The sequence below is a fragment of the Dehalogenimonas sp. NIT-SK1 genome, assembly GCF_055384165.1.
In genome coordinates, this window is the sequence record NZ_AP042352.1 from 1,557,183 (window position 1) to 1,570,271 (window position 13,089).

The 13,089-nt window shown below is 53.1% G+C and carries 11 protein-coding genes; 9 read left to right on the top strand and 2 right to left on the bottom strand.

The annotated features are described in order from the left end of the window. The first annotated feature begins 68 nt into the window (after nucleotides 1-68). From ACZ48S_RS08115 to ACZ48S_RS08130, 4 genes are all read left to right on the top strand, one after another. On the top strand, nucleotides 69-500 hold the full coding sequence (locus ACZ48S_RS08115; RefSeq protein ID WP_464212468.1) for a Fur family transcriptional regulator: 432 nt from the start codon (nucleotides 69-71) through the stop codon (nucleotides 498-500). Continuing rightward, nucleotides 493-1,416, top strand: a complete 924-nt coding sequence (locus tag ACZ48S_RS08120; RefSeq protein WP_464212470.1) for a metal ABC transporter substrate-binding protein — start codon at nucleotides 493-495, stop codon at nucleotides 1,414-1,416. Before ACZ48S_RS08115 ends, ACZ48S_RS08120 begins: the two co-directional genes overlap by 8 nt. 72 nt (nucleotides 1,417-1,488) lie before the next feature. After that, complete coding sequence (gene lgt, locus ACZ48S_RS08125; RefSeq protein WP_464212472.1) at nucleotides 1,489-2,274, top strand: prolipoprotein diacylglyceryl transferase; 786 nt, start codon at nucleotides 1,489-1,491, stop codon at nucleotides 2,272-2,274. A 443-nt stretch (nucleotides 2,275-2,717) separates the two neighbouring features. Next, nucleotides 2,718-5,813, top strand: coding sequence for a hypothetical protein (locus ACZ48S_RS08130; RefSeq protein ID WP_464212474.1), 3,096 nt, complete (start codon nucleotides 2,718-2,720; stop codon nucleotides 5,811-5,813). Nucleotides 5,814-5,898: 85 nt separating this feature from the next. On the opposite strand, the gene ACZ48S_RS08135 is transcribed toward ACZ48S_RS08130, so the two are convergent. Next, nucleotides 5,899-6,531 carry an MBL fold metallo-hydrolase gene (locus ACZ48S_RS08135; RefSeq protein WP_464212476.1) on the bottom strand — a complete coding sequence of 211 codons (633 nt, stop codon included), beginning with the start codon at nucleotides 6,529-6,531 and terminating at the stop codon, nucleotides 5,899-5,901. 64 nt (nucleotides 6,532-6,595) lie between these two features. After that, on the bottom strand, nucleotides 6,596-7,075 hold the full coding sequence (locus tag ACZ48S_RS08140) for a hypothetical protein (protein WP_464212478.1): 480 nt from the start codon (nucleotides 7,073-7,075) through the stop codon (nucleotides 6,596-6,598). A 126-nt stretch (nucleotides 7,076-7,201) separates the two neighbouring features. Between ACZ48S_RS08140 and hrcA the strand changes: the two genes are divergently transcribed. The 5 genes from hrcA (at nucleotide 7,202) to ACZ48S_RS08165 (ending at nucleotide 13,015) form a co-directional block, all read left to right on the top strand. Further along, complete coding sequence (hrcA, locus tag ACZ48S_RS08145) at nucleotides 7,202-8,251, top strand: heat-inducible transcriptional repressor HrcA (protein ID WP_464212480.1); 1,050 nt, start codon at nucleotides 7,202-7,204, stop codon at nucleotides 8,249-8,251. Nucleotides 8,252-8,283: 32 nt separating this feature from the next. Then, on the top strand, nucleotides 8,284-8,811 hold the full coding sequence (locus ACZ48S_RS08150; protein WP_464212482.1) for a nucleotide exchange factor GrpE: 528 nt from the start codon (nucleotides 8,284-8,286) through the stop codon (nucleotides 8,809-8,811). A 72-nt stretch (nucleotides 8,812-8,883) separates the two neighbouring features. Further along, nucleotides 8,884-10,830 (top strand): molecular chaperone DnaK, encoded by a 1,947-nt coding sequence (gene dnaK, locus ACZ48S_RS08155; RefSeq protein ID WP_464212484.1) that lies wholly within the window; start codon nucleotides 8,884-8,886, stop codon nucleotides 10,828-10,830. Between the two features lie 166 nt (nucleotides 10,831-10,996). After that, nucleotides 10,997-11,944 carry a hypothetical protein gene (locus ACZ48S_RS08160; RefSeq protein WP_464212486.1) on the top strand — a complete coding sequence of 316 codons (948 nt, stop codon included), beginning with the start codon at nucleotides 10,997-10,999 and terminating at the stop codon, nucleotides 11,942-11,944. An 843-nt stretch (nucleotides 11,945-12,787) separates the two neighbouring features. Further along, nucleotides 12,788-13,015, top strand: a complete 228-nt coding sequence (locus tag ACZ48S_RS08165; RefSeq protein ID WP_464212488.1) for a hypothetical protein — start codon at nucleotides 12,788-12,790, stop codon at nucleotides 13,013-13,015. Nucleotides 13,016-13,089 lie beyond the last annotated feature (74 nt).

The following is a 13,089-nucleotide window of genomic DNA, read 5'->3' on the forward strand; positions in this document are numbered from 1 at the left end:
TCTATTGACCGGCTGGAAAATCCTTGCTATATTCTAATTGATAAATATTTTCAATTAGAGGTAGCAATATGGCTTCCAGCCATCAAATTTTCTCGGCGACAAGAAAAGCCGGCTACAAATTGACGCCTCAGCGGCGGGCAATTATTGACGTGGTCTGCGGAGCCGGGGCTCCGGTCACTCCCGCGGACATCTATGCTGCTCTGTTGCCAGAACATCCGGATATGGGGCTCGTTACTGTTTACCGGACGCTGGAGCTGCTGCAAAAACTGGGTCTGATTTGCCGCTTCAGTGAAGGCACTTCGGCCAGCTTCAAGGCCGGCACGGCGAAACACCATCACCACCTGGTCTGCCGCGGCTGCGGTGAAGTAACTGATTTCTCCGGCCATTGCCCGCTGGAACTGGAGACACTGCTGGAACAGAAAACCGGCTTCCGCATTACCGACCACAAGCTGGAATTTTCCGGTATCTGCCGAAGCTGCCGGGAGGCCGGAGGTGAATAGGTCTCTGTCAATCGTAGCGGTCGTTCTGCTGCTGACCGGCGCTGCTTTAATCGGCTGTGACACTACCGAAGATGACCAGGAGCGCTCAATCGTTGTCACTTACTCCATCCTTGGTTCTATCGTCACCGAACTGGTCGGAGAAGAAGCCTCAGTCACTGTCCTGATGCCAGACGGTGCCGACCCTCATGACTGGGAACCCTCCGCCCGTGACATTGAGAAGATAAATAACGCTGACCTGGTTGTCTGGAACGGGCTGGGGTTGGAAAGCGGTATTGAAAACGCGGTCAATTCCGCCGTTGACAATGTAGCCAGGCTTTTTACCGCCGCTGACCATATTGAAGTGCGCCATGTCGGGGAAACCGAGTTCCATGACCACCAGGAAGACGATGCCCATCAACACGAAGAAGGCGCTCCCGATCCCCATTTCTGGCTGGACCCCCTGGCCATGAAAGACGTGGTCACCGCCCTGGCCGCGGAACTGGAAAACAGCCTGGATCTTGAGATCGGCAGCCGGGCAGGCAGCCTGGAAACCCGGCTGGAAGAACTGCACCTGGAAATTGAGGCTATGTTGGCTGCCGTTGCTCCGGATGACCGCAAACTGGTCACCGGCCATGACTCCATGGGTTACTTCGCCCGACGGTATGGTTTTGATATCATAGGCTCCGTAGTGCCAAATCTTTCCACCCAGGCGGGCGTATCCGCTGCCGATATCGCCGCTCTGATAGACCAGGTTAAAGAACAGGGCGTTAAAGCCATATTTGTCGAAACCGGTACTTCGGCCAGCGTTGTACAGCAGCTGTCCGCCGCCACCGGCGCCGTCGTCATCGAGCTTTCCCCCGCTGAACTGCTGCCGGATGGTTCATATTTTACTTTTATGTCAAATCTGGCGGAAAAGATAGTCAACGGGTTAAAATAGAACTTCATTAACCGCGGCCGCTGTCGGGATACTGCCGGCGGTTCGTGATTTTCGCGCCAAACGGAGTTGTCTATGTCTTTTGAACTGGGTCCGCTGACCATTCATCTTTACGGTATCATGCTTTCACTGGCCGCGCTGGCCGGCGTCATCGTCGCTTATATGGAAACCAAGCGCCGAGGTTTGGACCCGGACCATCTTTTCAATATGGCCCTTATCGTACTGCCGCTGGGCATTATCGGCGCCCGTGCCTACCATGTCATTGACCTGTGGGATTACTATTCGCAGAATCCAGCCCAGATTATCGGCGGCTCCGGGCTGGGCATATTCGGCGCCATCATGGGCGGAGCGGTCGGCCTTCTTCTTTACACCTCCTGGCGGCGTCTCAACCCCTTGCCCTGGATGGATTCACTGGCGCCCGGTCTCATCCTGGCCCAGTCCATCGGCCGCTGGGGCAACTATTTCAACCAGGAACTATACGGCTATCCCACCGACCTGCCCTGGGGCATCTTTATCGATCCGGTCAACCGGCTGCCGGGCTTTGAGGAATTCACCCATTTCCACCCCATGTTCCTCTATGAGTCATTGTGGAACCTTTCCGGCTTCGCCTTCCTCATGGTTGTCGGGCGCAGATGGGCGGATAAGCTGAAAGCCGGGGATATCTTTATACTCTATCTCATCTATTACGGCATCGGCCGCTTTATCCTGGAAGGCTTCAAGATTGAAGTCTGGACCGTCGGCGGCATCCCCACCGCCCGCTGGATTACCGGCGCCGCCGTCATTATCGGCATCGGACTGTTGTGGTACCGCCACCGCCGATCGCCTTCAGATGAAACATCCATTGGCCCTGCTGATTCCTGAACCGGCGATTCTCCTGAATTGCCAGCCACAGGCATAACTTTTTATTTTTGGCTTTGTCTTCAATGACTGGAACATAAAATATGTAAGTTCTTGCGAAATTTCTCCACCGCTTATGACAATCTCCAGGAAATATTTCCAGTGGTGTCCATCTTTCAAGGCCGCTTGTTGGCAACTGATAACTGGAACCTATCATCTACCACATCCCTCAGTCATTGCGCGCCTACGGCGAAGCAATCTCGGTAACCCCCTAGTATGTCATTCTCGGCGAAAGCCGGGAATCCATAAACTGACAACTATAAACTGTGAACTTATCAAACTGAAAACTAAAAACCACCAATCTTGAAAAATGTCCCTGATAGTACTATAGTATTAGCTTAAAATAAACAGGCGCCCCGGCAGTATCCCGCGGCGCTCAATTAATAACCTGGAAAGGCTTCTGAAACATGACAAACAAACTCCGCCAAGTCTTCAGCCTGTTGCTGACCACCGCCCTGCTGACCAGCCTGCTGTTCACCTCCGTCTTGCCGGCGAGTGCTGCCACTAACGACTGGAACCAGTTCGATACCCCTTCTGAGGAAGGCATGGTCATGCCCAACAATATTTATAATTCCGGCCTGCTGACCATGGGCGCCGACGGGGACCTGTACGCTTACGTTAATGATACAGGAGATGAACCTATACCAGTTATCGATATTGACCATCATAAACTGGTCAAATCCACCAACGGCGGCCGCACCTGGACAGCTACCGAAGTGGCCGGACCGATTACCGCCATCGCCGCTTCGCCTACTGAGGCTAATGTGATTTATATTGCTGTTGGCGAATTCGGAGGTGACCCTGCATTTGCGCCATCCAAACCAATGGCAACCACCAGCAGTTTTTCCTCCACAATCATGAAATCCACCGACGGTGGCCAGACCTTCACTACCATGTCTAGTCTCAACAGCTATGAAAGAATCACCGCCATGGCTGTAGCTAAAGTCGGTGGTTCTTACAAGGTGATTGTGGGTACGTTCGGCAACATTTCTTCATCGCAAAAGATGGCCGCTGTTCCTTATGAACTTTCCGCCGGTAACGTCTATATGATGGACGAAGCCGAATTCTTCAATACCCTGGTACCGGTAGGCACCCCGGACTTCGCCACCGCCAATCCAGGCGCTCAGATTATAGACATTGAACTTTCACCCAGCTTCGCCACCGACCGAGGCATCATAGTGTTGTCTACCGGCGATGATATTTACAATTCCTATAGATATACAAGTTCTAATACGACGGTTAAAATCTCCTACAATATCAGCGGTGGTTCCTGGAACGCCACTCCTTCTGTTGATATTGAATTGGATGATTTCAGGAAATCTTATACCACTCCCGGTATTTTCGGCCAGCTGGCCTTGCCGTCCGGTTTCTCCATGTCCAACCCGAGTTATTACGTCGGTGCGGGCACATATAGCGACGGTGGCGTCTACCGCGTCATGAATGGTGCGTCCACCCTCATCAGTGAGGTTATACCGGTAGGCAGTCTGGATATTGTCGGCACCTTCACCAATGCCAGGCTGATTGCCGGAACCGCTGAAGGCGAGGTCTACACCAGCCTCAATTCCGGTGCCGAATGGACACAGGGTGAAAAACTTACTGCCCCCAGTTACAGCCCAACCTGGGTTCTTTTCCGTGGTGACTTCACATCTTCCGGAACTGCTTACGCCCTGACCACCCCGGGTATGTCCGGTTCTCCTTATGATGAAGCCGGTTTCCACATTTCGGTTGACCAGGGTGATACCTGGAACGGCCTGAGCCTGCTCAATTCAACGATATATGGTATTGAAGATGTAGCCTTTGCTTCTAACGGCGACATCTTCATGATTACTTCTTCAGTAGCGCCGGATGCGTCGCATCGCTTGGGCACTGTCCAGAATTACGATAACCGCTCCCTGTGGCGCTATAATTCCAACGGCTGGGAAAGGGTGCTCGGCAACCAGGACCCCAACTACCTGACCAAGCTGGAACTTTCACCCGACTACGCCTCTGATGGCGGTGTTTTCTTTGTTGACGGCAATACCGGCAAGCTGATGGTCTCCACCGACCGCGGCCAGACCTTTGAACCGCAACTGGTCGCCCCCTTCGACGGCGACCCTATCTGCTCCTACGAGGTTATTGACCTGGATACCTTCGTCACCGGCAGCACCGGCGGCCGCTTCGCCCGCACCACCAACAGCGGATTTATCTGGGACATCACTGATGTAACCGAAATGACCGGCTATATCGCCTCCATTATCCTCTCTTCCGACGGTTCCGCCCTGGCGGCTGTTGACTCCAACGGCCGGTTGACCCGCTCCGATGACCTGGGTATCACTTGGGAAGAATCACCCGGTGCCGCTCTGCCGGGTGCCACAGCTCCCATCTCCATTACATTTGAACATGGTTCTAATTCAAGACTTTGGGCTACCAGTTTCAACAGTGGTGTCTACCTGCTGGACTTTGATGAAGAAGAAGCCGACTGGGGTGACCGTTACGATGACGGCGGAGACGCGCCACTGTTCGATTCACCCAATTCTGTGCCTAACACTCTTGACCAGGGCGTCGGCATTGCTTCCGGTGTCGCCGTCGGCGGTGATTACGTTATCTATGCCATGGACGGTGACGCTGAACTGAGCCGCGTCATGGCGGACGCGTCCCGCGCCGGCAAGATCGCCCCTTCGGATGACTTTGACAGCGCCAATAAGCTCTATATTCAGCCGCAAGCCGGTTCAAACAAGCTGTGGACTATCGGTAACGGCAATGAGCTTTACACTTACACCGATACCATGGCCGTGGCCGTGCCCAATGTTAATATTAGTTCCTTCAGCGATGACTCGGCTACCGTTATCTGGACTGCCCTGCCTCACGCGGAGACTTATGCCGTAGCCATAACCGAAGGCGCCGAAGCTGATAGAGACGTCTATACCGCGGATTTAAAGGCTGATGACCTGGAGAATACTACTTACACCTTTGATAACCTGGATGCCAATACCGTTTATTCCGTCAGCGTCTGGGCGGTCAGCCCGGTGACTTCCTTCGTCGGCACCGCCGCCGGATTTGCCACCCAGCCCACTACCCCAGGTTCTCCCGGACCTGGTCTGGCTCCGCCGCCCGGCGCCAGTGACATTCCCACCAATCCTTCCTTCCAATGGTCGCCGGTACCCAATGCCACCAGCTACACTATTGAAGTAAGCACCGACCCCGGCTTCTCCAACCCCCGGCGCTTCTCTTCCCCGCTGGCCGCTTTCGCCTGGACCGGGCAGCCCCTTGATGACGGCACCGTGTACTACTGGCGCGTCAGCGCCACCACCCCCAACGGCACGTCGGACTGGGTCAACGGCGTATTCACTACCGCCGCCGCCGCCCAACCCCAGGTTACGGTAACCGAAACCGGTCAGCCGGCAGTAACCCTGACAATCCCCGAAAGCCAGACACCGGGTTATATCTGGGTTATCGTAGGCATCGGCGGTGTACTTACCATCCTGGTAATAGTACTAATCGTCCGCACCAGAGCAGTCGTCTAACCGTCCGTGTATCTCGGCCGGTAAACGAAAGCCTCCTGCGTTTTAGCAGGGGGCTTCTTTTTGTTTCCCGCGGGAAATGACTATCCTAAGTGTCCAGCAGCGTCACCTGGGTTGAGAGAGGCAGATTGCTGCGGGTAATGGTCAGCTTCGGCTGAGGCGCGACTCCGGTTGCTCCCATTTCTGAAATAAATCGCTCCGCCGGCTCCAGTTCGCGGTTGCTTTCGGGCAGCTGGTAATGCATCGGAATGACTATGGCCGGCTCTATCTGGCGTACCAGTCGGGCCGCCGCCGCCGCGTTCAGAGTGCTCATGTCGCCGACCGGCACCATCAGTATGTCCACCTTGCCCAGTTCTTCTATTTCGCTTTCTTTCAGCGGCTCGCCAAGGTCGCCCAGGTGGCAGATGGTAAGGTCGTCAACAGCAACTACGAAAACAACGTTCTTACCGCGGACCTGGCCTTTCTCGGCGTCATGAAAGGTCGGCAGACCGATGATAATCACATCGCTGATCTCATATTCCCCCGGCCGGTATACAACACGGGGATCACCGCCGATGCCGTCGACATAGTTATGGCCGGGATGCTGATGGCTGACAGTTATAATGTCAGCGGCCTGCTTACCCAGCGTCAGTCCCAGTTCCGGTGAATACGGGTCGGTTATCAGCGTGGTTTTCTTCCCTTTGATGCGGAAGCAAGAGTGTCCCAAGTATTTTATTTCCATGAATGCGATTATAACAAGGCGGGATTAAACGGTCAAAGATGACACCCTGCTTCGGAAAGGGAGTTTAGCCGCAGCCGCCGCAGGCCGGATTGATGCTGTCGGGCTTGGCCTCCGCCATGGACAATGAATCGGAGACTATGCGATGAAGGACATCGCCGGTCGCCGCGTCCACTTCAAAAACCAGCAGCCGGAAATTACCCTCGGCCAGCAGACCGTAATTCTTTAGTTCCACGTTGCTGTCTTCCGGCCAGCCCAACTCTTCAAAACTGTAAACGTTGCGATAAAAGGCGCTGCTGACCAACCATAAGCCGCCTGACCGCTCAGCGCTAAGCGATGCCTGCCCGGCAATGCTGTCCGGTACAAAAGCTGCCGCGGATGCCAACGCCTCAGCTTCCGTAATCAGTTCCGGTGTTGGTTCATTGCTCTGGGTTACGGTCACTGAAGGTGTTGTGGGTGCGCCCGCTGACTCCAGGTCGGACTCACAGCCGCATACCGCCAGCAGCCCGAAAATCAGGAGCGCCATGACTATATATTGTTTCCTCATGATTCCATTATACCAGCCGCGTCCAGCCGGCCTTAAACCCTCACAACCTTGACAAATTCACCTTAAAGGTGTTAAATTACGTTTATTAGCAATCAAGCAGTGAGATTGCTAACAGGTGAAATGATTATGCTCAGCCAGAGATCTGAGACCATACTTTCAAGTATTATACGACAGTACGTGGAACAGGCCGCTCCGGTGTCTTCATCGGCAATTATATCGGAATGCGGTCTTGATGTATGCTCGGCCACAGTCCGTAATGAAATGGTGCGGCTGGAGGAAGAAGGCTATATCGTCAAGCCTCACCATTCCGCCGGCAGCGTTCCCTCAGATAAGGGTTACCGATATTATGTTGAGCAAATTAAAAACGCCCGGCTGCCGGTAACTGAACAACTGCTGATAAATCATCTTTTTCACCAGGTGGAAAAGGAGATGGAAAACTGGCTGTCGCTGGCCGCCGGACTGGTATCGCAGCGGGTGCATAACGTAGCCGTGGTTACCCAGCCCAGGCAGACCAACTCCCGTTTCCACCACCTGGAACTGGTGACCCTGCAGGAAACGCTGGTGCTGGCGGTGCTTATTATGCGCGGCGCCCGGGTAAGACAGCAGCTGATAAGTTTTGCAGAGCCGATAAGCCAGTTTGAACTCAACACAATATCCGGCAAGCTTAATGAAATCTGTGAAGGTAAATCAAAAAACAGGATAACCGAAGATACCCTGTTTCTGACGGAACGGGAAAAAATTGTCCGTGACGCCATCGTGAAAATGCTCCAGGCGGAAGATGAGCAGCTTAATGAAGAACCCTACCTGGAAGGGTTGAATTACCTGCTGGAACAGCCTGAATTTGCCCGGAGCCAGCGGGCTCACTCCCTGATGGAACTGGTGGAAAAAAGACGGCTGGGGAGAATGCTGGCTGAAGAAGATTTTAAAGATGACATCAAGGTTTATATCGGCGGCGAAAACCGAGAGGAGAGCATCCGGGATTACTCCGTGGTGCTGGGCAGTTACGGGCTGCCGGATGAAGCCCGCGGCACGCTGGGGGTTATCGGCCCGACCCGTATGAACTATGAAAAAACCATTGCCGCTGTCCGTTACCTGTCGCTGGTAATGAGCGCTCTGGTCGCCGAACTTTATGGCCGGGACCCGGATTCGGTAACAGAAACCAGCACCGATAGCTGATAAATAAACTTGTGGAATTATAGAGGTTAATCATGACGCAGCAAAGGCGTAGAAAAAGCGAAAAGGAAAAGGACGATAATTTGTCAGAACAACTGGAAAAGCTTCGCGGCGAATATGACCAGGAAAAAGCCAGGGCGGAGGAAAATTTGGCCAGTTTCAAGCGCGCCCAGGCCGACTTCATCAATTACAAGCGCCGAACCGACACTGAAAAGGCGGAGTCAGTCGGCTTTGGCAAGAGCCTGGCTTTCCTTTCAATACTGCCGGTGCTGGATGACTTCTCCCGGGCGCTGGCCGCGGTCCCGGAACACCTGGCCGACGAACCATGGGTGGAAGGAATGGCTCTCATCGAGAAGAAATTCCGTAAACTGCTGGAAAATGAAGGGGTAACCCCGATGAAAACCGTCGGCGAGCCTTTTGACCCCAGTTTCCATGAAGCGGTACTGCGCTGCCCCGGGGAGGAAGGCATAATCGTGGAAGAACTGTTAACCGGGTATATGTACAAGGACAAGGTACTGCGCCAGGCGCAGGTTAAGGTCGCCTGCGAGGACATAAGCGAGTGACCATGTGCTTTCATGACCCCGGTTTTTCAGGGAATATAATAAAACTAATAACAGACAGGAGGAAACATAATAATGGGTAAAGTAGTAGGCATTGACCTGGGAACCACTAATTCTGAAGTAGCCGTGATACAGGCCGGGGAACCGGTAGTAATACCTTCATCCGAAGGGGGCACTCTGATACCCTCAGTAGTGGCCGTAAATAAGAACGGAGAGCGGCTGGTCGGCCGTCAGGCCAAGAACCAGTCAGTTCTGAATCCGGAAAACACCATTTACAGTATCAAGCGTTTCATGGGCCGTAAATTCGGTGAACCGGCCGGCCGGGAACTGCCGGTAGAGGATGACGCCCAGCGAAAATCCTATAAAGTAACCAAGGGCTCAAATAATGAAGTCAAGGTAGCCCTCGGCGGCAAGGATTACACTCCGCCGGAAATCTCAGCCATGATCCTGCAGAAACTCAAGTCGGACGCTGAAGCCTACCTGGGCGACACCGTTACCGAGGCCGTTATTACCGTTCCGGCTTACTTCAATGACGCCCAGCGCCAGGCCACCAAGGATGCCGGACAGATTGCCGGACTCAAGGTGCTGCGCATCGTCAACGAACCCACGGCCGCGGCCCTGGCTTACGGTCTGGATAAAAAGAAGGAGGAAACCGTGGCGGTCTATGACCTCGGCGGCGGTACTTTCGACATCTCCATACTGGAGCTGGGCGACGGTACTTTCCAGGTGAAATCCACCAACGGTGACACTCACCTTGGCGGTGATGACTTTGACCAGAAAATAATTGACTGGCTGGTAGCCGAATACAAAAAAGACCAGGGAATTGACCTGTCCAAGGATAAAACCGCCATGCAGCGGCTGAAGGAGGCCGCGGAAAAGGCCAAGATAGAGCTTTCCACGGTGCAGCAGACCGAGGTCAACCTGCCCTTTATCACCGCGGACTCTTCCGGTCCCAAGCACCTCAACATTACACTGACCCGCTCCAAGCTGGAGCAGCTGGTCGGCGACCTGGTGGAAAAAAGCATAGCTCCCTGCCGCCAGGCGCTGGAAGACGCCGGCAAGACCAAGGACCAGATCGACGAGGTTATCCTGGTAGGCGGTCAGACCCGTATGCCGCTGGTCCGCGCCAAGGTCAAGGAGTTCTTCGGCAAGGAACCCAATATGAGCGTTAATCCGGACGAAGTTGTGGCCATCGGCGCCGCCATCCAGGCCGGAGTTATCAAGGGCGATGTTTCCGACGTGCTGCTGCTTGACGTTACTCCGCTGACCCTGGGCATAGAAACACTGGGAGGTGTGGCCACTCCGCTCATTCCGCGCAACACCACCATCCCCACATCCAAGAGCCAGGTTTTCTCCACCGCCGCGGATAATCAGCCCAGCGTGGAGATTCATGTGCTTCAGGGTGAACGCCCCATGGCCAATGATAACCGTACCCTGGGACGCTTCATGCTGGACGGTATCCTGCCGGCCCCCCGCGGCCTGCCGCAGATTGAAGTGTCTTTCGACATTGACGCCAACGGCATCCTGTCGGTCAGGGCCCAGGACAAGGGTACCGGCAAGGAACAGAAGATAACTATCACCGACTCTTCCGGCCTTTCCAAGGAAGAGATCGAGAAAATGCAGAAAGACGCCGAGGCCCATGCCGCTGAGGATAAGGCCCGCAAGGAAATGGTCGAGGCTAAAAACCAGGGTGATACCGTAGCCTACCAGGCGGAAAAACTGCTCAATGACAATAAGGATAAACTGCCTGAAGACCTGGCCGCCGAAGCCACCACCAAGATTGAAGCGGTCAAACAGGCGCTCCAGGGCTCTGACCTGGACGCCCTGAAAAGCGCCACCGAGGACCTCAACCAGACCATGCAGAAACTGGGCAACGCGGTCTACAGCCAGCAACAGCAACAGGGCGAACAGCCGGCTGGAGCCGAGGGTGCTGAAGGTGCTGAATCCGAGGGAGGCACCGAAGGCGGTACCCAGGGCAAGGAAGACGACGGCACCGTCGAGGGTGAGTTCCGCGAGGTTTAATCTATATCAACTCAAAAAAAGAGGGGTGGTGACACCCCTCTTTTTTTAATTTCCAACCATCAGTATTCAGGCCTTTTGGGTTAACTAAATCGGCTGCATCAAGCAAAATAGTTCTCTAAAGATGTATAATAAGACCGGTTTTCTATTGCCGTTAACGGAGGTGGTTATGCAACAGGAGAATATGAACAACGAAGAAAACAAAGCCCTGTCGAACATTGAGGGACTGAATCTGAATGAATCACAAATGGCCGAGCAGCTTTACAACAATGCCGGCCTTGACCCGGTCATTGAAGCCGGCCTGAAGGATTACGATGACAGTCTCCAGAAAGAGGATAAGTTCATCACCAAGGTATTCGGCCCTCGCTCAAACGACATCAAAGGCTACGGCCAGGCCGTGGCCAAGCGGGTGGCGGTGGCCGTTTTTGAACTTCTTAACCGTCAGTACGGCGGCCGCATGGGTGACCTCAGGTCTTATATCGCCAAACTGGAAGATGACCGTGACCGGGCCAATGACAAATATGACGAACTCATGGGCCGGGTAGTCGGCATCCTGGGCAATGAATATAAGGAGCTGCGCACCGACTCCAATAAGTTCATGGACCGCCTGACCCAGATTATGGGCGATGACATCAAGGCCACCAAGATTGACCAGGCAGCCCTGGCGGAAAGACTGGGTGATATTGACGGACTCCGCGCTGAGGTCAGTAAACTCCAGGCGGAAAACAAACGCCTGACAGAAGATTACGAAAAACGGCTGACTGATCTGGAGCAGCAGCGCCAGCGGGAAAAACAGGACTCCGAGAATAAAATTGCCTCGCTTGAAAAAGAACTTGCCACTACTCAGGAAAACCTGAAACAAAGCCAGGCGGATTATAAAGAGATCAAACAGGCGGTTAACGGCCTGGAAAAGAAGATTTCGACTGAAGACATCGGCAAGAAACTCAGTGACCCGCTGTATGATTATTTGCTGGAAGATTCACAGGTACCTCAGATGGTGATGAGCGGAGTCGGTAAATTCATTGACTTCAAAAAATACCTGGGCGACGCCGCCGCTAAAGGCGCCGCGGCCTCCAAAGAACAGGCACAGGATTCCCTGAAAGAAATCCTCAAGTAGAAAAAGCTCCAGATTTTCATGTTGAATCAATGGTTGTTATTAGACAGGCAGGATATCCTGCCTGTCTAACTTTCCTTCCTGCATGATAGGCGGTTTTTTTGGTTAAAGTGTAACCTTTGCCCATTGCGTGACAGGGCTTGTTATGCTATCATGCGTTCTATAATTAATACAGTATTAAACAAGTTCGTATGAATCTTTGTTCCTTTACGCCGCGGTAAATAACCCATGCTGAATTGCTGAATATCAGAGTCGTTTCTTTCGTTTCAAAGGTGAAGAACTAATACTTGTCCCAATCCCAATCCTCTAAACTGACAACATTCACCTTCCCCGACAATGATTGCATCGCTTCAGCCGAAGCAATCCCGGTAATCCAGCCATCGTCATTGCGAGCGTCAGCGAAGCAATCTCGGTGCCCCTCAGTATGTTATTCTCGGCGAAAGTCGGGAATCCACTTCCTTACAAAACTGAAAACTGACTACTAACCTTTGATTACTTAACCGTTTTTGGTCATTTGTATTTGAGCATTAGATATTGTTTAGGATTTCGATATTAGACATTAGTATTTATCTGTTATTAGAGAGTAGGATTTCCTCTCTACTGATAACAAAGGAACAAATTGAATTGGTTTATTTTGGTTTGAATTGGCAAAACGACTCACGATTGAGCCAAAATATCTCAAAGCTGGAAAAGGGCTGTCGTTTCTCTGAGTTGGCACCGGGCCTGCAGAAACAAAAACAATTCCCACTTCCCAACTGGTAACTGTAAACTCAAAAACTTACCGCCATATTGAACTCCCCGCCGGGTTGTGCAACAATAACCTCATAGAAACTCAGGAGGCCGGTTATGGCGGAAACATACAGTCCGGAACTCAAAAAATTGATGAACATTGCCCAGGACGCCGGTTTGTCCGCCGTTATGCGCTCACAGGCCATCGCCGATATCGCCCGGCTGAACAGCCGCCAGGCTTTCCTGGTCCTGCTGGACATCGCCGCTGACAGAAGCGCCGATTATGAAATACGCGACCAGGCACTGGTCAGCGCCCGGGAAATTATTAAAACCTGCGAAAAATAACGAAACCGAAGCAGCTTCATTATCCGGCGGACAGGTATGTTCCAGCCCCGGTTCATCATCAATTGAAAAAGCAA